At 55.7% G+C, this 16,662-nt stretch carries 19 protein-coding genes and 1 tRNA gene; 7 read left to right on the forward strand and 13 right to left on the reverse strand.

The genetic code is table 11. The annotated features are described in order from the left end of the window. Positions 1-42 precede the first annotated feature (42 nt). From ACR0AH_RS19075 to ACR0AH_RS19085, 3 genes are all read right to left on the reverse strand, one after another. Positions 43-1,221 (reverse strand): carbohydrate porin, encoded by a 1,179-nt coding sequence (locus ACR0AH_RS19075; protein WP_480593265.1) that lies wholly within the window; start codon positions 1,219-1,221, stop codon positions 43-45. Then, a complete protein-coding gene (locus ACR0AH_RS19080; protein ID WP_480593267.1) occupies positions 1,218-1,922 on the reverse strand; it encodes a DUF3299 domain-containing protein in 705 nt (234 codons plus the stop codon). Before ACR0AH_RS19080 ends, ACR0AH_RS19075 begins: the two co-directional genes overlap by 4 nt. An 86-nt stretch (positions 1,923-2,008) precedes the next feature. Next, a complete protein-coding gene (locus tag ACR0AH_RS19085; protein ID WP_480593269.1) occupies positions 2,009-3,406 on the reverse strand; it encodes an amidohydrolase family protein in 1,398 nt (465 codons plus the stop codon). 76 nt (positions 3,407-3,482) lie between these two features. Between ACR0AH_RS19085 and ACR0AH_RS19090 the strand changes: the two genes are divergently transcribed. Next, complete coding sequence (locus tag ACR0AH_RS19090) at positions 3,483-4,550, forward strand: AraC family transcriptional regulator (protein ID WP_480593271.1); 1,068 nt, start codon at positions 3,483-3,485, stop codon at positions 4,548-4,550. 111 nt (positions 4,551-4,661) lie between these two features. On the opposite strand, the gene ACR0AH_RS19095 is transcribed toward ACR0AH_RS19090, so the two are convergent. Then, complete coding sequence (locus ACR0AH_RS19095; RefSeq protein ID WP_480593273.1) at positions 4,662-4,997, reverse strand: hypothetical protein; 336 nt, start codon at positions 4,995-4,997, stop codon at positions 4,662-4,664. Positions 4,998-5,437: 440 nt separating this feature from the next. Between ACR0AH_RS19095 and ACR0AH_RS19100 the strand changes: the two genes are divergently transcribed. Further along, positions 5,438-5,680, forward strand: a complete 243-nt coding sequence (locus tag ACR0AH_RS19100) for a TFIIB-type zinc ribbon-containing protein (RefSeq protein WP_170408258.1) — start codon at positions 5,438-5,440, stop codon at positions 5,678-5,680. Between the two features lie 95 nt (positions 5,681-5,775). Here ACR0AH_RS19100 and ACR0AH_RS19105 read toward each other — a convergent pair whose 3' ends face one another. The 3 genes from ACR0AH_RS19105 to ACR0AH_RS19115 form a co-directional block, all read right to left on the reverse strand. Then, complete coding sequence (locus ACR0AH_RS19105) at positions 5,776-6,570, reverse strand: hypothetical protein (RefSeq protein ID WP_480593275.1); 795 nt, start codon at positions 6,568-6,570, stop codon at positions 5,776-5,778. 77 nt (positions 6,571-6,647) lie between these two features. Next, a complete protein-coding gene (gene uvrB / locus ACR0AH_RS19110; protein WP_170733624.1) occupies positions 6,648-8,834 on the reverse strand; it encodes an excinuclease ABC subunit UvrB in 2,187 nt (728 codons plus the stop codon). A 77-nt stretch (positions 8,835-8,911) separates the two neighbouring features. After that, entirely contained in the window at positions 8,912-9,382 is a 471-nt protein-coding gene (locus ACR0AH_RS19115; protein WP_170647074.1) for an SRPBCC family protein, read from the reverse strand. Positions 9,383-9,536: 154 nt separating this feature from the next. Between ACR0AH_RS19115 and ACR0AH_RS19120 the strand changes: the two genes are divergently transcribed. After that, positions 9,537-9,848, forward strand: a complete 312-nt coding sequence (locus ACR0AH_RS19120) for an ETC complex I subunit (protein WP_170395965.1) — start codon at positions 9,537-9,539, stop codon at positions 9,846-9,848. 13 nt (positions 9,849-9,861) lie between these two features. Beyond that, the gene (locus ACR0AH_RS19125; protein WP_480593277.1) at positions 9,862-10,344 is read left to right on the forward strand and encodes a GNAT family N-acetyltransferase; all 483 of its coding nucleotides are present in this window, start codon (positions 9,862-9,864) and stop codon (positions 10,342-10,344) included. Positions 10,345-10,446: 102 nt separating this feature from the next. Here ACR0AH_RS19125 and ACR0AH_RS19130 read toward each other — a convergent pair. Further along, positions 10,447-10,524: transfer RNA gene (locus tag ACR0AH_RS19130), tRNA-Arg, on the reverse strand. Between the two features lie 214 nt (positions 10,525-10,738). Here ACR0AH_RS19130 and ACR0AH_RS19135 point away from each other — a divergent pair. After that, the gene (locus ACR0AH_RS19135) at positions 10,739-11,446 is read left to right on the forward strand and encodes an ORF6N domain-containing protein (protein WP_480593279.1); all 708 of its coding nucleotides are present in this window, start codon (positions 10,739-10,741) and stop codon (positions 11,444-11,446) included. A 5-nt stretch (positions 11,447-11,451) separates the two neighbouring features. On the opposite strand, the gene ACR0AH_RS19140 is transcribed toward ACR0AH_RS19135, so the two are convergent. Continuing rightward, entirely contained in the window at positions 11,452-11,805 is a 354-nt protein-coding gene (locus tag ACR0AH_RS19140; protein WP_170423840.1) for an MmcQ/YjbR family DNA-binding protein, read from the reverse strand. Between the two features lie 100 nt (positions 11,806-11,905). Here ACR0AH_RS19140 and ACR0AH_RS19145 point away from each other — a divergent pair, with 100 nt between their 5' ends. After that, positions 11,906-12,136 carry an aspartate aminotransferase gene (locus ACR0AH_RS19145; protein ID WP_170396104.1) on the forward strand — a complete coding sequence of 77 codons (231 nt, stop codon included), beginning with the start codon at positions 11,906-11,908 and terminating at the stop codon, positions 12,134-12,136. Between the two features lie 66 nt (positions 12,137-12,202). Here the strand turns inward: ACR0AH_RS19145 and ACR0AH_RS19150 are convergent, their stop codons facing one another. The 3 genes from ACR0AH_RS19150 to ACR0AH_RS19160 form a co-directional block, all read right to left on the reverse strand. Further along, on the reverse strand, positions 12,203-12,682 hold the full coding sequence (locus tag ACR0AH_RS19150) for an excalibur calcium-binding domain-containing protein (protein ID WP_480593280.1): 480 nt from the start codon (positions 12,680-12,682) through the stop codon (positions 12,203-12,205). Between the two features lie 36 nt (positions 12,683-12,718). Then, positions 12,719-13,126, reverse strand: coding sequence for a universal stress protein (locus ACR0AH_RS19155; protein ID WP_480593282.1), 408 nt, complete (start codon positions 13,124-13,126; stop codon positions 12,719-12,721). 65 nt (positions 13,127-13,191) lie between these two features. Next, positions 13,192-13,518, reverse strand: a complete 327-nt coding sequence (locus ACR0AH_RS19160) for an antibiotic biosynthesis monooxygenase family protein (protein WP_170395957.1) — start codon at positions 13,516-13,518, stop codon at positions 13,192-13,194. Between the two features lie 134 nt (positions 13,519-13,652). Here ACR0AH_RS19160 and ACR0AH_RS19165 point away from each other — a divergent pair, with 134 nt between their 5' ends. Then, a complete protein-coding gene (locus ACR0AH_RS19165) occupies positions 13,653-14,336 on the forward strand; it encodes a hypothetical protein (RefSeq protein WP_480593283.1) in 684 nt (227 codons plus the stop codon). Positions 14,337-14,374: 38 nt separating this feature from the next. Here ACR0AH_RS19165 and ACR0AH_RS19170 read toward each other — a convergent pair whose 3' ends face one another. Further along, positions 14,375-16,660, reverse strand: a complete 2,286-nt coding sequence (locus ACR0AH_RS19170) for a glycosyl hydrolase family 28-related protein (protein ID WP_480593285.1) — start codon at positions 16,658-16,660, stop codon at positions 14,375-14,377. Positions 16,661-16,662 lie beyond the last annotated feature (2 nt).

Consider the following 16,662-nt stretch of genomic DNA (forward strand, 5'->3'; position numbering starts at 1 on the left):
ACTGAATGTTTTGTTGTTTTTGGAGTCTGCTTTCGCCCCACCTCAGAAAACGATCCGAGTTCTTAGACCGAACAGCATAATGCTATCCTGCGTGGGGTTCAGCAGCGGGTCAGAAATGAACTGCAGTGATGGCGTGATCTGCAGCCCGGGTGATATTGAAAAACGATAGAATGCTTCGAGCGTGAACTGATCACCGTCTATGCCCCTTACCTCGGCCCAGTTCAGTCCCAGCCCGGCCAGATCGGTATTGCGACCGTAATATCCCAGACCTGCAGAAACGGACCGATCATAAAGCGCCGCTGTCCCTTTTGAGGCCCCTGCCCTGACGAATGGCATCCATTTATTGCCAACAAACCACGCCGCTGAAAACGCGGCCCCGTAGTCTTCTGGACGGCTGCCATCGTCGGCTGCATCCGCGTGCCAAAGGGTCAGGTGGATATTGTCAAAGTAGATGCGATCAAAGCCGGAGGTGTAACCAAGCTCGAGTGACTTGAAGAGATTACCATCGCTAAACACATCAAAGTTTGGATCAGACGGGTCGGCGTTTGCGTCTGAGATGCTCGCAACAGCGTAGAAGTTTTCGCTCAGCTTTACCCCACCGGCAATGCCAAGGCCTTGATTGGGTGTGTTAATAGTCGGGTTGGTATTGAAAGACAGGTTTTGGAAACCACTGTATGGGCTGACCAACCCATAAATGTCCACAAAGTCCGTTACATCAATCTGCCCGACTTGCAGTGTCCACGCGCCGTTCTCGGCCCTTTGCGTCCAGAACAGATTGGTCAGCAGCAAACCATTATCGTTGAAGGCTGTCCCAGTGATCGAAAGCGCTCCGCCATCCAGTCCTAGGAATTGCGGGGCAACATCGGTGTAGCTGTGCCGGTCTTCGATCTTGAATGTCAAAGAGCCGCGTTCAGTTGCCTGCCAACTGCCGTAAAAACGTGCAATTCCGCTTGCCGCTTCGCCAGTTCCCAGATCAGCATTCGTGGATTGGCCCAATGCCAGGTAATCAATATTGAAGCGAAAACCTTCCTCGGCCAGTCGGTCTTTCCACTGAAACCAACCTGGTGCGATATTGCGTGGAAAATCGGTACGGTATTGCGGATCGGTTAGCCCATCGCCGGGCTCTAGATCAGCTTCAACCGAAGATGGCCCGGATAGTCCCTGAGCCGACGCTGCGCCAGCAAAGGCAATACTCAATGCGGCAAACAGAAGTCTTATCATTCAGACGCCCTTGCCCCACCGGTCTTGCGATTGCCCGCCGCACGGATACGATCGGCGGCGCGCTGCCTCCATTCAAGCCTGTCTGCTTCAGTCTCCAGAGTTTCGACACGTTCCGTCTCCAACTGGAACGTCGCATTCATAGGCATAAGGCCGTCCACAACCATCATGTTCTGAACAGAAGGATTGATGGTCAAAGTGCCCGTTAGCCGAACGGGTTCGTGGAAATAGCTGGGCGTCCAGTCTCCATTCAACCGCACACGGATCATCTGGTTGGGCGGAGGAGGAGGCATGTGACTACACATCCCGCGTTCCGGCACCAGATACGCGACAGGTCGCCCGTCCGGATCACTCGGAGCGGGAATGGCAAAGCCCGCGAGTGTGATTGTTTGACCGTCGAATTGCGGATTTCCGTTTGTACCTGCTTTTCTTCGACGTTCCGTCACGACCTCTCGCTGATCCAGCAGCCAGTCGACATCAATCCCATCTGCCACCAAGGCATCCTCAGTCTCGGTCAGAAGCTCTTGCCATTTCTGCCTTTCTTCATTGCTACCAAAGTCCCGCTGCAATCTGCCGCGCAGTCGTACGACGTAAAGGACATCGTCGAATTGTTCGGCGCTAAGTTCGCGATAGGGGTCTTCAAAGACCTGCGCGGACGGGTCAGGCAGGTCAGACCAGTCTAACGCGGTTCCTGGCGTCGCCATGACAGGAAGAGCACACCAAACCAACCCTGCGAATACTACGGAGCGGAAGCAATGTCGCATAAATACTCTCCGGCTGTTCAGACAGGTCAATCCAGTGTGTTTTTGTAGATGACGCCGTCCTTCATGATCAGGCGGATCGTATCTGGGCTTTCAGGCCTCGGGTCGGCACCGAACCATTGATCACCCGTGCCAACAACCGTGAAGTCTTCAAGTGGGTTACCATCGATGAGCAGGATATCCGCATAAGCTCCTTCCTCGATAACGCCCAGTTTTCCGGCGGTGTACGGGTTCATAAAGTCACCTGACAAAGCGACCACCTCACCACCCGTCGATGTCAGCGTCACCATCGACGTGTAGGGTCCAAAAAACTCATTGTTCAGGTGCTTCTCGTAGGCAATCTGGATATTGCATGCCTCGACCGAACCAACACAGTCGGTCTGGAATCCTCGCTTCACCGGGCATTCCTTCATATTGTCGATGTAGCCTGCAAATGTGGCCGAGGCGGACTTTGCTTTGGCAAGGCTCGACGGGACATTTGCCACTGCCGGAATATCAAGCAATCCGGGATCGAAGGCCGTCAGATTGGTCGTAATGTACGCCCCTTTTTCGTTCATGACTTGGGCAATTTCACAGTCAAACGAGAAGCCGTGTTCGATCGACATCACACCCGCGTCTAGCGCGCTTAGGATTGCTTCCTTCCGATAGGAATGCGCCATGACATAGCTGCCATACTCGTTTGCCACCTGTACCGCAGCTTTGATTTCCTCAGGCGATCCAGCCAACAACTGCCACGGATCGAAGGCCGAAACGACGCCACCAGATTGCATGAACTTCAACTGCGTCGCGCCCATGCGGAAATTGTTGCGTGCGAACTTGTAAACGTCATCAACACCGCTAATTTCCTGCGCCAAGTTCAGCCTGCTCATGTTTGTTTCAGACCCGGGCGGTGCGGTGAAATTCGCGAAGTCAGCGTGACCACCTCGCGTTCCGATAAATGCACCAGATGGAAAGTAACGCGGGCCGTCAATTTGGCCTGCGTCAATTGCGCGACGTAACCCGCCATTGGCGCCACCCGCATCCCTGACTGTGGTGAAGCCCTGCATCAAATACATCTCGGCCATCCGCGCACCATGTATGGCAAAATCCTCCCACGTTGTGTTGGCCTCCATCGCAGGTAACGTTGGCCCCATCAGCATGAGGTGCGCGTGCAGTTCAATAAACCCGGGGGTCAGTGTCCGTCCCTCTCCGTCAATGACCGTAGCATTGGGGGCATCGATCGCTTCGGTTGATACGGCCTTAATCAGATTACCCTCGACCAATACGCTGGCATTCTCGATACGCTGTTCATTGACGCCATCGAAGACATGCACGTTGGTAAACAACGTTTGAGGTTCTTCTTGATCCTGAGCCTGCGCGGACGTTGGAAAAGAAAGAGCTGCAGCGACAATTACCGTCGAGCAAAGGGACATTCGTAGACCGGACATAAGCACTCCCTTCATATTCGTGTTTTGCAAACTGTAGTCCGGAAAATCTTGGCTCGGTTGCCATTTTTGAATTAGAATGTTCGAAAGTGATCGTAAAAATGGCCACATTGTAAAACTAATCCAAACGAGGGTGACGAGCTTGCCTTTCAACTCCACCTCTCAAGAGCATAGCGAGGGCTTTATTCGCCTCTCCTTAGCTGCTCCGTTCCTGCAATATCTCACCGAACGTAAGATCAATCCGCAACCGGCATTGGATCAGGTCGGCCTGAAAGCCGAACTGTTGTCTGACCCAGCCGTGTTCGTGCACTCAGAGTTGGTCTACGGTTTGGTAAATGCCTTCTCAGATGTGTCAGGAGATCGATACCTTGGACTGAAAGTAGGGGAGACGTTTGACCTGCAAGAGTGGCCTCCGTTCGCTCAGGCCCTGCAATCGACAAAGACGCTGTTCGAGTTCTTTACCCGTTTCGTGGGGCTTGTACCGCAGGAATCCAATTCTGTGCGACACAGCCTTGTCGTAGAAGCGGACAAAGCGACTTATCGAATCGAAAGACAACAAGAGCCTACTGTACCGCCGATTCAGGTGACCGGTTTTGGTGCCGCAATCTATGTACGCCTATTGCAGACCGTCGTCGGAGATGCCTGGGATTCTTCTCGTGTGCGATGGGAAAGCAGATACATCAACGGACTACCTATCGATTACAAAGGGATCGAGGTCGGCCTTGGGACCGATCCCGGAATGCAGATTAGTTTCCCTGTAGAATGGTTGTTTTTGCACCATGTCTCTGAGGGCTCTGCCAAGCCCATCGCCTCACCGCGACAAGATGAAGAAGTAACCGTAGTAGCTGCTTTGCGATCTGTTTTACGCGATAAGCTGGATGAAACCGATTTGGGACCAGAGGTGGTGGCTGGATTGTTGGGAATACAGCCGGAACGGTTTCTTAAGGCGCTTCAGCAGCAAGGCACAACGCTGCCCCGCGAAATCAAACGGCTGCGTGTCGATGTCGCCAAGGAACACCTCGGAGAAGACAAAATGACAATAGCTGAGATCGGTCTGATGCTCGGCTACTCCGACAAATCCCATTTCACACGCTTTTTCAGGGGCCAGACCGGAATGACACCGACCAAGTTCCGCCTTGGCTCGTAATTATGTTGCAAATGCGCGGATCGACAGGGCGAACTCGACCTCGCAACAAAAACAAAGGCGCGACCAGACTGCCGTCCCGACCGCGCCTTAAACCATTCTATTCGAACGCCATTATTGGCCCGTGGTCTCTACGCACGTTCCCTTGCCCCATCCTGACTTGCTGCCAGAGGCAAAGTAATCAAACGTGCCCTTCTCAGGGTGAACGTTATAATTCAGCGTGTAATCCTCACCGACATACAGATAGGTCAGGGTGTCGAGACCGGGAAACACATCCACATCCTTGTCGATATCCCCGATCGTGATGTGGCCCTTCTGCTGGCCATCATACTTCACAAGCCGAGCGGCCATTTCCGGGTGTTCCGCATCAGGTGCCTCACATTCAAACACCCGCTCCTCAGCGACTGCGGCTGCGGGCAATAGGGCAAGAAGAAGAGCTGCCTTTTTCATTGATTTCCAATCTGTATTCGATCTGTTGCACTGCGGCGGCTATTGACGATTTTGGGCGGAATTTTGTCCAAACTCGGGTCGTTCTGCGGTCTCGTTGCACGCATCTCGTTAGACCAATTCACGTTTGGGTTTCGCCTGCGTTTTGAGGTGAGCCCTAAGCACATTTCCATCGCGTTTTGGGGAGTATCCAACCCAGCATTGAGGGCTCGAAGACAGAGACAATGGGTCTATGCACCCATCAGCTGCTGAGAAATTTCTTAGGGTTCGTCATGGCAACCATTTGGAACCTTAATTTGTGAATTCCAATGCTGAAGGGGGCAGCGCGGGACCGGGCCAACTCTGCCCTATAGCTTTGCCCATAGCGGGACGTGCGGTCGCAGCGGGGTGAAAATCCCTGCGCGCGCTCCCATCTGTTCAGGACAGAAAAAGGAGAGCGTCTGATGCAATGTCCGATTGATGGAACTCAGCTGGTAATCACCGAGCGGAGCGGGGTCGAGATTGATTATTGTCCGCAATGTCGTGGCGTGTGGCTGGACCGTGGAGAGCTGGACAAAATCATCGATCGCTCTGCCGACCATACGCCGCCGCCACCGCCGCAGCGGGGTTATGATGACCGATCAGATCACGGATACCGTAAAAAGAAGAAACGCGGCGGCTTTCTTGATGAGCTGTTTGACTTCTAAGACGTTGGCACCGTGATCTGAGAGGGTTTTATCGGTTGTTGTATGGTCACGGTGGGAGATGGGTGCGAGCACCCATCCTACGCTTGCTGATCATATTATTCGGAATCGGAGATATCAGGCTCTTCGCCGATATCTATCGCAGTTAGCAACTCATACCCTTTACTAGAAATTGCGTCTTTTTTCTTCTCGAGTAGCCCCATGTCTCTCAGTTCCGCAATTGCTGCACTATACTCTAAGAATTTCTTTCTGTTGGGAATCTGAAAAGAGTTACCGGACATAATTACCTTGTATTTACCTTCATAATCACTCAAACGGAATGCCCCGCTTTTATCGCGACTAACATATTTCAAAAACTCCAGCGCTGACTTAGAGACGCTCCCGATGGATGTCGTCGTCGGCAGTTCTGGTTCGTTCACGCGCCGTTCTTCTTCAAGCTCCGCCTTAAGTTCCTGTCCGCCGACCGTTGCAGCCTCCTCAAGACGTTTAGCTGCGTCAATTTTTGCTCTCTCTTGAGTTGCCTGAAGGTTCGCTTCGGCCTCAACTCGTACTAGTTCTGTTGAAATCTCTAAGATCTTCAATTTGTGCGCGGCGTTGTGTTGAATCTCTTTCATCTTTCCATTCGGACCCTGTGCCCACCATGTTCCGAGAGTCCGTAGCCACGGCGTCGCTAGTGCTAGCGCTACGCCTACAACAATGGGAATGACGGCAAGGGAAACTAGAGATGTATTGGCGTCAAAATAAAGAAACTTTTGTCGAACCGGTCGGTCGGCAAACAAGAGGTACCAGACGGGTTGCCAGTTGACTGCAAAAAAGCTAAGCGCAATTGATCCAATGAAGGGAATCCGCAGGCGTTGTGACCACGCTTCTGACAAGTCTTTAAAAAACTCCAAATTTTAATCTCCAACGCGTACAAAATATGCGCAAGATATAGTTGTATCGGATGGCGTCAATACCATCTAGGGAGTTCTCACCGCTTCCGTCTCTTCACATTCCCACCCCGCTGCCCCGGCCTGCCAGCCGTTGACCGCCCGCGCGATTTCACGGCGTCTTCCGAGGCTTTCTCGACTGCCCATTGGCGGGCCATGGGGTCGTCGGCGACGGCCAGATCGACCGCTTCCAGACGTTTGATCTCATCCCGGATGTTGGCGGCTTCTTCGAATTCAAGATTCTCGGCGGCCTTGCGCATTTGCTCGCGCAGCCCGTCCAAGTGCGCTTCCAAATTCGCGCCGTGCATCGGTTTGTCGATGGTGGCGGTGACGCGGTTCATGTCGACATCGCCTTCGTAGAGACCGGCCAGAACGTCCTCGACATTCTTTTTCACCGTCTCGGGAGTGATGCCGTGTTCCTCGTTATAGGCGAGCTGCTTGGCGCGGCGGCGGTTGGTTTCGCCCAAGGCGCGCTCCATCGAGCCGGTGATCTTGTCGGCATACATGATCACCCGCCCGTCAGCGTTCCGGGCGGCGCGGCCGATGGTTTGGATCAGCGAGGTTTCCGAGCGCAGGAAACCCTCTTTATCCGCGTCCAGAATGGCGACCAGCCCGCATTCTGGGATGTCGAGCCCTTCGCGCAGCAGGTTGATGCCGACCAGCACGTCGAATGCGCCAAGCCGCAGGTCGCGCAAGATTTCGATGCGTTCCAGCGTGTCGATGTCCGAGTGCATGTAGCGCACTTTGATGCCCTGTTCGTGCAGGTATTCGGTCAGGTCCTCGGCCATGCGTTTGGTCAGCGTTGTCACCAGCGTGCGGAATCCGTTGGCGGCCACCTTGCGCACCTCGTCCAGAAGGTCGTCCACCTGCATCGACACCGGGCGGATTTCAACCTCTGGGTCCAGTAGACCCGTGGGGCGGATCACTTGTTCGGTGAAGACACCGCCGGTCTGTTCGATCTCCCACTTCGCCGGGGTGGCCGAGACAAAGACGGATTGCGGGCGCATGGCGTCCCATTCCTCGAACTTCAGCGGGCGATTGTCCATGCAGGATGGCAGGCGGAACCCGTGTTCCGCCAGCGTGAACTTGCGCCGATAGTCGCCACGGTACATGCCGCCGATCTGCGGGACGCTGACATGGGATTCATCCGCGAAGACAATCGCGTTGTCCGGAATGAATTCGAACAGGGTTGGCGGCGGTTCGCCCGGCGCACGGCCCGTGAGGTAGCGTGAGTAGTTCTCGATCCCGTTACAAACGCCGGTGGCCTCGAGCATTTCCAGATCGAAGTTCGTACGCTGTTCCAGCCTTTGAGCTTCCAGCAGCTTGCCCTCGCCGACCAGCTGATCCAACCGGATGCGGAGTTCCTTTTTGATCCCAATGATCGCTTGATTCATCGTTGGCTTCGGCGTGACGTAGTGCGAATTCGCATAGACCCGCACCTGCTCCATCGTTGCCGCGCGTTCGCCGGTCAGCGGGTCGAACTCGGTGATGGTTTCCAGTTCCTCGCCGAAGAACGAGAATTTCCAAGCACGGTCCTCAAGGTGGGCCGGCCAGATTTCCAGGGAATCGCCACGCACCCGGAAGGACCCGCGCTGGAAAGCCTGATCGTTGCGGCGGTACTGTTGGGCGACCAGATCAGCCATCACCTGCCTCTGGTCATACTCATGACCCACCTTCAGATCCTGTGTCATCGCTCCATAGGTCTCGACCGAACCGATACCGTAGATGCACGAGACCGAGGCGACGATGATCACGTCATCGCGTTCCAGCAGCGCCCGAGTGGCCGAGTGGCGCATTCGGTCGATCTGTTCGTTGATCTGGGATTCTTTTTCTATGTAGGTATCGGACCGCGGCACATAGGCTTCGGGCTGGTAGTAGTCATAGTACGAGACGAAGTATTCCACCGAGTTCTCAGGGAAGAAGCCTTTGAATTCTCCATAAAGCTGCGCCGCCAGCGTCTTATTTGGCGCCAGGATGATCGCAGGCCGCTGCGTTTCTTCAATCACCTTGGCCATGGTGAAGGTCTTGCCCGTCCCGGTCGCACCCAGCAGGACCTGATCTCGCTCACCATCATTCACACCGCCTGCCAGCTCTTTGATCGCCGTCGGCTGGTCGCCAGCCGGTGCGAACTCGGTATGCATGACGAACTGCTTGCCGCCCTCCAGTTTCAGACGCGCGCGCACGTCGTCTGCGGTCAGTTGAGTCTTGTCGGAATGGGCATAAGGCATGGGCGGGCTCCGGGTCAGGCCCCTACATTTGTTCTTATTTTGTCCATCTGCAAGGGCTGATCTGGATTCATTTTCAGCTAAGCGGTCCGGGGTTGGGCGTCGGGGTGCGTTTGAACCTTCGCCGCCAAGGCCGACAGGTTCTCGGCCAGCACGCGGCCCATCATGATCTTCAACAGGGTTTGTCCCATTAACCAGCCCAACGGTCCATATTTCATACGAAAATCCATACTCCAGATAACACGGCTGCGCGTGTCGGACAGCCGTGTGATGGCAATCGCCGCCTGTGCTTCGCGCAGAGGCATCGCCATCTGCGACAACCGCACGGTGTAGCCGCGGTCAACCTGCCAATCCGTCACCTCTTCGACCAATGATGTGCCGTTCGCGAAGTGACACCGGCGCTGTGACCCAACACCATCCGATCCGGCAGTCAAAGCATCAACCGATGTCACCTGCGGGGCAAACTCATCGATATGCATAAAGCGGCGGAGGATAGCCCAAATCTCATTGGGTCGGGCGTTGATGTCGAGGTGGCGTTCTTGATGAAGCATCCTGCTGTCCTTTTATGTCTGCGCGCTTTCTACCCCGAACTAATGACAATACCTGTCATTAGGCAGTCCATGCGACCCGCGACAATTGTCATCTTGTCCCGGCGCGCGCTCTGACGCATAAACAGCTTCAGCCAAGTGAGTACGGAGAGGCGACATGCGCGCACGGATTTACCAGCCTTCGCGAAACGCGATGACCTCGGGGATGGCCAAAACCCGCAAATGGGTTCTGGAATACGCCCCGGCTTCTGCGCGTGAGGTCGATCCGCTGATGGGCTGGACCTCGTCCAATGACACCCAAACGCAGGTGCGTCTGAAGTTCGATACCAAGGAAGAGGCGCTGGACTATGCCAAAGACAACGGCATCGACGCGCAGGTATGCGAGCCGCACAAGCGCAAGCCGAACCTGCGGGCGCGCGGCTATGGTGAGAATTTCGCCACTGACCGGCGCGCTCCCTGGACCCACTGACAAGGCCCTGTGAATGATCGACATCCGCCAAGCAGACCCCGGCGCCAAGGATCTGCGCCCGATCATTCAAGCGCATCTCGCCCATAGCTGGGACGCGACACCGCAAACCTCAAATCATACGCTGGACATTGATGCCCTGCGCGAGCCGGGCATTCGCTTTTGGGCTATTTATGAGGCGGGTAAGCCCTTGGGTTGTGGTGCGCTTAAGGCGCTGCCGGATGGCACTGCCGAAGTTAAATCGGTGCACGTGGTTGCTGCTGCGCGCGGCCGAGGATTGGCGCGTGTGATCATGAACCATCTTGCCGATCTGGCCCGAGCCGAGGGCGTTTCCGCACTTGTCCTGGAAACTGGCGCAAATCATCTCTCGGAATATGGCGCAGCACGCAAGCTATATGAAACATTGGGATATTCCTATTGCGGTCCGATCTACGGCTATGACGCTGATCCAAACAGCGCGTTTATGCGGTTGGACCTTACGTCCAGCCCAAAACGCTGAGGGAAAAGCTGAATGCACCCGCTTGGTGCAGTCTGACCGACCGCTTTGAATTCAGATATAAGGGCCGTACCCTTGCCCCGTTTCGAAAAACATCTGAAAAAATGGCGAGCCGTGGAGGACTCGAACCCCCGACCTGAGAATTAGAAGTTCCCTGCTCTAATCCAGCTGAGCTAACGGCCCGGTCTTGTTCCGTTTGTATCAGTCAATCCATTAGGATTGTCAACTTGATAGGGGGCAAGCTTGTTCTTTCAAAAAGGTTATTTCCATCAGGGTATTGGCCGAATCTGGCAGACCTCTCGGCAAGAGACATCGAACCTACCTGCAGTTCAAACTTGCAGCCCAGCGCGCCCTGCGTCACGTTTGAAATCACAAATTGTGATTCCAAACGGATATGATGACGAACCCGGAACACCTGCCCAGACCTCAAGAGGTCCAAAACGCCATTCATCGGGTGCGCGGTGTACGCGTGGTTCTGGCAGAAGATCTGGCGCAGTTTTACGGAAAATCCGTCAGCGCCTTCAATCAGGCCGTCTCGCGCAATAAGGATCTGTTCGAAGGCTACCGCTTTCAGCTTTCCGACGCTGAGGTCGCGGATTTGCAATCACAGAATGTGATCTCAAAACCCGAAGGCCGCGGTGGCCGACGGGTCAATCCCTGGGTCTATACCGACTACGGCGTAGCTATTGCCTCGACTTTGTTTAAAGATCCGCGCGCGATCAGGATCACGCGGATGATCACCGAAGCCTTTGTTGACGGCACCAATGCGCTAGCGGAAACCCCGCGCAACCCGCCTGAGATTCTGCCACCGCAAGATGCCCCTACGCCGTTGCTTCCAAATGGGGATCAACTGCGTGATCTGGCCGAAAACATCCTTGATTCCGGACAGCAAAGCCTTGTGGACTACATCGCCAATCCCACCACCAAACGGCAGCAGGCGGTGGCAGTGATCATGAAGACCCTCGCGGAAACGGCGGGCGAAGAGGTTCGCACACAACATGACCGTCTGCGCCTCAGCATCGCCGAACGGCTGGCCAGCGGAGACTATGCCGACGATGATGACCGGAAAAAACTGCTTGAGCTGCTGCACGCCATGAAAGACTGACCGCCTTAAAGGCCCAGCTCTGCCCGCGCCTTTCTGGTCAGCTTAGCTACGACCAGATCGTATGAGATTACAATATGATCTCGCAGCGACGCGTCGCTCATGCCACGTTCATCGTAAACCTGCAGCCATTTCATACCTCGCGATGCCAGATAGGGCGCTGGGCGGATACCTGGCTCATCTCCGAGGACCTCAAAGGCAAGATCGGTAGCCTTGAAGGTAAACGCATCCTTTCCGTCGTTCCAACCACAGATGGCAAAGACTTTGCCGCCTACTTTCCAGACATCTGCGTTGCCCCACTGCACGACATGGCTGGTGGCTTTGAGGTCCGAGCAAAAGGCATTGAATTCATCACGAGTCATCGCGGCGACTGTGGCGCTCTGGTCAGGACAAGGCAAGACCCGCTTTGCGGGCGCAACTTTCTTTACCCGGCATTAACCTAGCTGCGCCAAATCATAGGTGATGTATAACTGCAATTCTCCCCTCTCGCCTGAGGTTTGGCTCAGTGATCTATTCGCCTCAAAGGCGGTGCAGCAAGGTGGCGTAATCCGTCGCAAGGCGCGCGATATAGAGCGATTTGCCGGGATGGAGCGTTTTATGGCCGAAATCAATCGTCGCGGTTATCAAGTGGCGGAAAACTCGGGCCAGATCGTAATCTTCTGCAACCGCGCACCCGTGCGTTGGCTCACCTGAGCCACGCAACGCTTTCTTGAAAAGAAAGCGCCCCGAAATCTTTTCAAGATTTCGCCCCCCACCGATTCAAGGCTTCAAAAACTTTGCCGTTCCGACAGTGCGCTGTTTCGGGGTCTGAAGATTCCGGGGATTGGCTTGGATATCTCCCGGCATCGCGACATTGCGTGGTTTCTGCAAGGCAAACGAGCCACAGGCGACACCATCGCCATCGGGGTCATTGCGCTTATGATATCCGGGCCTTCCTTCGCGAAAAGGCCCGAATCCCAGCATCTCCACAGCATCACACCCGGCCAGTGCCATCAGATGGATCACCGCTTCATGACGTTCGTAGTCTGAAACGCGCAGGTAGACACCGATTGCGATCATTCCTGTGGTTAAGGGCAAGGCCAGCACCATCAGTAGAATACGCACCGGAGACAGAGCCTGCCTGCGCAACGCGTCTGCCCGCCGTTGCCGCCGTGTAAGACGAGGGTTCGGATCGGTGTCTTTCGTTTGTTTCCCGGTTGTCATGCCATAGGTCTTACACGCGGTATGTGGCAAAGCCATGGCCGCAATCGGGGTCGGCTTGGAAAAAGCTCGACCTTATCGCACCACATGCACGGCACATTTGGCGTGGCGCACCACATGGGTCGCGGTTGAACCCAACAACAGGTCCTGCATCCCCGGGCGGTGCGAAGCCAAGATGATCAGGTCAGGCTTATTCACTTCGGCCCAGTCCAGAATCGTTCGCCCGGAATGGCCTTCAACCACCAGCCCCTTCGCATTCGGGACGCGCGCCGCCAGAACATCAAGCTCGGTCTGGATGGCCTTGCGGGCTTCGGACAGATACTCGGCGGGCATGTACGAGATCGCATAATCCGGAATGTGCTCTACCACATGCAGCAGCGTAACCGCAGCCTCGGGCGTCGACAGTAGTTCTGCTAGCTTCAACGCTGCCGAGCTGTCCCGTTCAGCATCAAAGGAAATGGGAACAAGAATGTTATGATACATGGCTCGCGCCTCCGTAGTTGTGCCGCTATTCTGCGCGACCGGTGGCGGCCGTGCATTGACTCAGATCAGGTCTCACCGAATGTCTCGGCGACGTCGTACATCACTGGTTCAAAGCTCTTGCACAGCTCGTTAACCCTGCGATTCCGCTCTCGCATCTCCGGCGTGCGCAACATCGCCAGGAAATCCTCGCGGCGCTCCCATTGTGAATAATTGGCAATCCGCGTCTGGGCATCATTCACATGCAATCCGGCTGAAATGAAACCCGGCTGTTTCGAAATGAACTCGGCATAAGCATCGGTCAGCGCCTCAAGAAGGTCCTGGCAGGTTCCGGGAGTCATCTCGAAGGTGGTGATGACAGTCTGATAGCTGTTGGTTTTGGAAATCTGCGGCATAAGGCTCCTCCTTTAAAGCTGACCCGAGCCTAGCACAGCTTTTGAAAACGCCACCCTTTTCCTGCACATAGACAATGTTTTTGGATCAAAAAATCTTTCTCGAAGATGAACAAGAAACTAACCATCCGTTAACCATGTCTGCCGATGCTGCCCCCATGGCTCGTCTGGTTCTCGTCATTCCGCTGCTTTTTATGGTGTGCACTCCGGCATGGTCCGGTGCGTGGCTCCGCGAGAAGGGGTCAAGCTTCACCGCGTTATCTGTGACCGCTTTCAAAGAGGAAGACGTCTACAAGTACAAATCCTCGCTTTATACCGAGTGGGGATTGCGACCGAAACTCACGATCGGACTGGATGCCGAGGAGTATCAGGATTTGTATGGGCACGCGCTGGTCTTTGCCCGCGTGCCGGTTGCAGACATGGGGTCAGCAGGGCGTCTGGCGGCCGAGTTCGGCGTTGGCGCACACCATCGCCAGTACAGTAGTTGGGCAATGTACAAAGCAACACTTTCCTACGGCAAAAGCATTCAAACCGGATTGGGAGGCGGATGGATCAATGTCGACGCAGCGCTCGAAAACCGCACCCATGAGGCAGTGATCCGCAAATTGGATTTCACGGCCGGTCTGTCCTCGGGTCGACGGTTTGACCCGCTCCTGCAGATCGAAACTTCTTATGTTTCGGACCGACCATGGTACTGGAGGGTGCGACCTTCGCTGATGTATCGCCCAAAGACGGGCAGACTCACCTGGGTTCTGGGTGCCGAGCGCAATTCGGCTGATGATAACATCGGGATCAAATTTGGATTGTGGCGCAGCTATTAGAGATGGGCCGCCTACATTCAGGCGGCCCACCACATCAATCAGGTATCAATCCGCAGAATGGTCGAAACCGCACCACGCAAGCCTTCGGACCAGCGCAGGCGGATATCGCTCTGGCCCGATCCCTGTCGCAGCTCGACATATGGCGCGGTATATCGCACCGCATTCAACGATGTCCTGAGGCTTCCCAGAGCCACAACCGCATCACACCCGCGCGCCCTGCCCCCGAACGGCAATTGGCCCTGCGAACTGACGGTCCAGGCTGATGACGGTGAGCTTTGCGTGTGCTGCAGCCGCAATGGATTGGCGCAAGGCGTATCGATGCCGTGGAACGTATTGTTCTCGAAACACACCCTCTTGTGCCTTTCCGGGTCGAGATCGGCAAAACTGGTATCGACCCGGTCCACTCGGTCAATCCGCACGTTGTTGACGCGGAACTTGTTGCCGGTCACGGTCAGCCCGTTCAGGAAATGCCCCGTGCCATGGGGGCGGATCACCAGATAGCTGAACCAGGGGGCAACATCGCTGGCATAAAAGATGTTATCCGTGATGCTCAGCGCGCTGAACGAGAAGCTGGTGAAGTAATCCGGGTTGGCATCGTGCTCGTTGGTCCATTCGATAAAACAGTTATCGACATAGTTCTCGGCGATGGACGAACTGTTATAGCCGCCGATGATCACCAACCCGGCGTTGCGCACCCCGTTCGCGACGTTGTCGCCCTGGAAGAAGTGGTTGCCCAGCACCAGATTGTTGTCGCCGCTCAGCACCGCGAAATGATGGAATCGCGTGGCCCGGTTGTGGCGCAGCTTGACGTCGTTGGCATTGGCGTTCAGCGCGATTGAGCTTCGGTCCGGCACGTCCAGACTTTCCTCGGTCGATAGGAACTGACAGCCATCGATCAGCATCCCCTGACATCCGCGCCCGATTGATGTGATACCCCGGTCCTTCGGGCGACTGATGAAACAGTCTTTCAGTACAAAAGTGTTCCCGCCCGGAGACAGCCGGATCGCGCTGCACCGACCGTTACACTGGAACTCGATCCCTTCCATGTTGAACTTCTGCAGCGCACTGAAACCGCAGAAATCTAGCAGGTACTTGAACGATGTGAAGGTGAAGGTCTGCGTCCCTGCGGCATCATAAGTCGGCGCACTCAGCGTGATTTCACCGGTGCTTTCGTTTTTCGACCGCACATAAACCTCACGCCCGACCCCGCTGCCGGTGACCAGCGAACCCACCGGTATATTCACCACATTGGCCACGTTGGTCAGCGTATCAGGATCAGACGGGCTGTAGGTCGCGACCGAGGTGAAGGTTTCGGTATCCCAATTCGAGCTACTTTTGACGTCAAACTGCCCGTTGCGCACCACCCGACGGGTGGCATACCCCGTCCGGTTCGGCACAGCCGCCGCCATATCGATGGGTTCGGTCACCGCAATCTTGCGCCCGCCCAGATCCAGCGATTCATGGTCCGAGCTATTTAACAGCGCCTGAAACGCCTTTTTAAACGCCAGCATCTCGTCACCAAAGGCGGTGATATAGGTCGGCAGATCGAAATTCTTGGTCAGCAGCAGCATCTTGTCGACCGGCATAGTAACGGTGCCGTCGAATGAGACCTCGGATGCCATATTAGTGTTCTCTTCCAGCCGGAACTCACCTTGCGGAATATAAACCTTGCGCCCGTTCGCCGCCTGATCCGCCGCCTCAAACGCCGCCGAGTCATCGGTAACGCCGTCGCCCACCGCCCCAAAATCGCGCACGTCGACCAAACCGATCATGTCCCGCAGGAAGACCGAGGTCACATCTGTGATCTCGATATCATCGACCCGCACCACCGCACCGTTCATACCTTCGATATCCAGACCAAAGTGACCGTAAAGCGCCGCATTGCCCCACGGCATATCCACACCGGGGCGCAGCCCTGTGCCCACGATGGCCGTCACCTCATGCACTGTGCCATAGCCGGTCAGTTGCACCGCGGGGCCCTGCTCGACCAACCCGTCCACATGCGCATCTCCGGCACCACCGGCCCAGCCCGCGATCCGCACCTCGGGCAGCGGCCCACTGATCGCCTTCACCCGCGCCTTGATCTGCAGATAGCAGCCGGGCAACAAAGGCGTTTGCCCCATATAGCGCAGCCGCTGCGGTTCTGCCGTCTTGTAAATCTCCAGACAGCCCGCAAAATCCGCGTCCGCCGGGACAAATACGCCCGTACCCGACCCCTCATAGGTCGGAGAGCCCGGCGTGCCGTCGCCGCTGGACCAGACACCAAGACCAGCCGCATAGGCGGGCGGTATGAACACGATGCCGTCGGTGATTGCCTTGTTCATGT

Source organism: Ruegeria sp. AM5, from assembly GCF_056540645.1.

What these genes read in the sequence shown, in the direction of transcription:
- ACR0AH_RS19150 (WP_480593280.1), bottom strand. Translation starts at nt 12,682, where the DNA reads ATGGCTTTGCCACATACCGCGTGTAAGACCTATGGCATGACAACCGGG.
- ACR0AH_RS19095 (WP_480593273.1), bottom strand. Translation starts at nt 4,997, where the DNA reads ATGAAAAAGGCAGCTCTTCTTCTTGCCCTATTGCCCGCAGCCGCAGTC.
- ACR0AH_RS19115 (WP_170647074.1), bottom strand. Translation starts at nt 9,382, where the DNA reads ATGCTTCATCAAGAACGCCACCTCGACATCAACGCCCGACCCAATGAG.
- ACR0AH_RS19160 (WP_170395957.1), bottom strand. Translation starts at nt 13,518, where the DNA reads ATGCCGCAGATTTCCAAAACCAACAGCTATCAGACTGTCATCACCACC.
- ACR0AH_RS19090 (WP_480593271.1), top strand. Translation starts at nt 3,483, where the DNA reads ATGTTCGAAAGTGATCGTAAAAATGGCCACATTGTAAAACTAATCCAA.
- ACR0AH_RS19140 (WP_170423840.1), bottom strand. Translation starts at nt 11,805, where the DNA reads ATGACTCGTGATGAATTCAATGCCTTTTGCTCGGACCTCAAAGCCACC.
- ACR0AH_RS19125 (WP_480593277.1), top strand. Translation starts at nt 9,862, where the DNA reads ATGATCGACATCCGCCAAGCAGACCCCGGCGCCAAGGATCTGCGCCCG.
- ACR0AH_RS19120 (WP_170395965.1), top strand. Translation starts at nt 9,537, where the DNA reads ATGCGCGCACGGATTTACCAGCCTTCGCGAAACGCGATGACCTCGGGG.
- ACR0AH_RS19155 (WP_480593282.1), bottom strand. Translation starts at nt 13,126, where the DNA reads ATGTATCATAACATTCTTGTTCCCATTTCCTTTGATGCTGAACGGGAC.
- ACR0AH_RS19135 (WP_480593279.1), top strand. Translation starts at nt 10,739, where the DNA reads ATGACGAACCCGGAACACCTGCCCAGACCTCAAGAGGTCCAAAACGCC.
- ACR0AH_RS19085 (WP_480593269.1), bottom strand. Translation starts at nt 3,406, where the DNA reads ATGTCCGGTCTACGAATGTCCCTTTGCTCGACGGTAATTGTCGCTGCA.
- uvrB (WP_170733624.1), bottom strand. Translation starts at nt 8,834, where the DNA reads ATGCCTTATGCCCATTCCGACAAGACTCAACTGACCGCAGACGACGTG.
- ACR0AH_RS19165 (WP_480593283.1), top strand. Translation starts at nt 13,653, where the DNA reads ATGTCTGCCGATGCTGCCCCCATGGCTCGTCTGGTTCTCGTCATTCCG.
- ACR0AH_RS19080 (WP_480593267.1), bottom strand. Translation starts at nt 1,922, where the DNA reads ATGGCGACGCCAGGAACCGCGTTAGACTGGTCTGACCTGCCTGACCCG.
- ACR0AH_RS19145 (WP_170396104.1), top strand. Translation starts at nt 11,906, where the DNA reads ATGTATAACTGCAATTCTCCCCTCTCGCCTGAGGTTTGGCTCAGTGAT.
- ACR0AH_RS19170 (WP_480593285.1), bottom strand. Translation starts at nt 16,660, where the DNA reads ATGAACAAGGCAATCACCGACGGCATCGTGTTCATACCGCCCGCCTAT.
- ACR0AH_RS19100 (WP_170408258.1), top strand. Translation starts at nt 5,438, where the DNA reads ATGCAATGTCCGATTGATGGAACTCAGCTGGTAATCACCGAGCGGAGC.
- ACR0AH_RS19075 (WP_480593265.1), bottom strand. Translation starts at nt 1,221, where the DNA reads ATGATAAGACTTCTGTTTGCCGCATTGAGTATTGCCTTTGCTGGCGCA.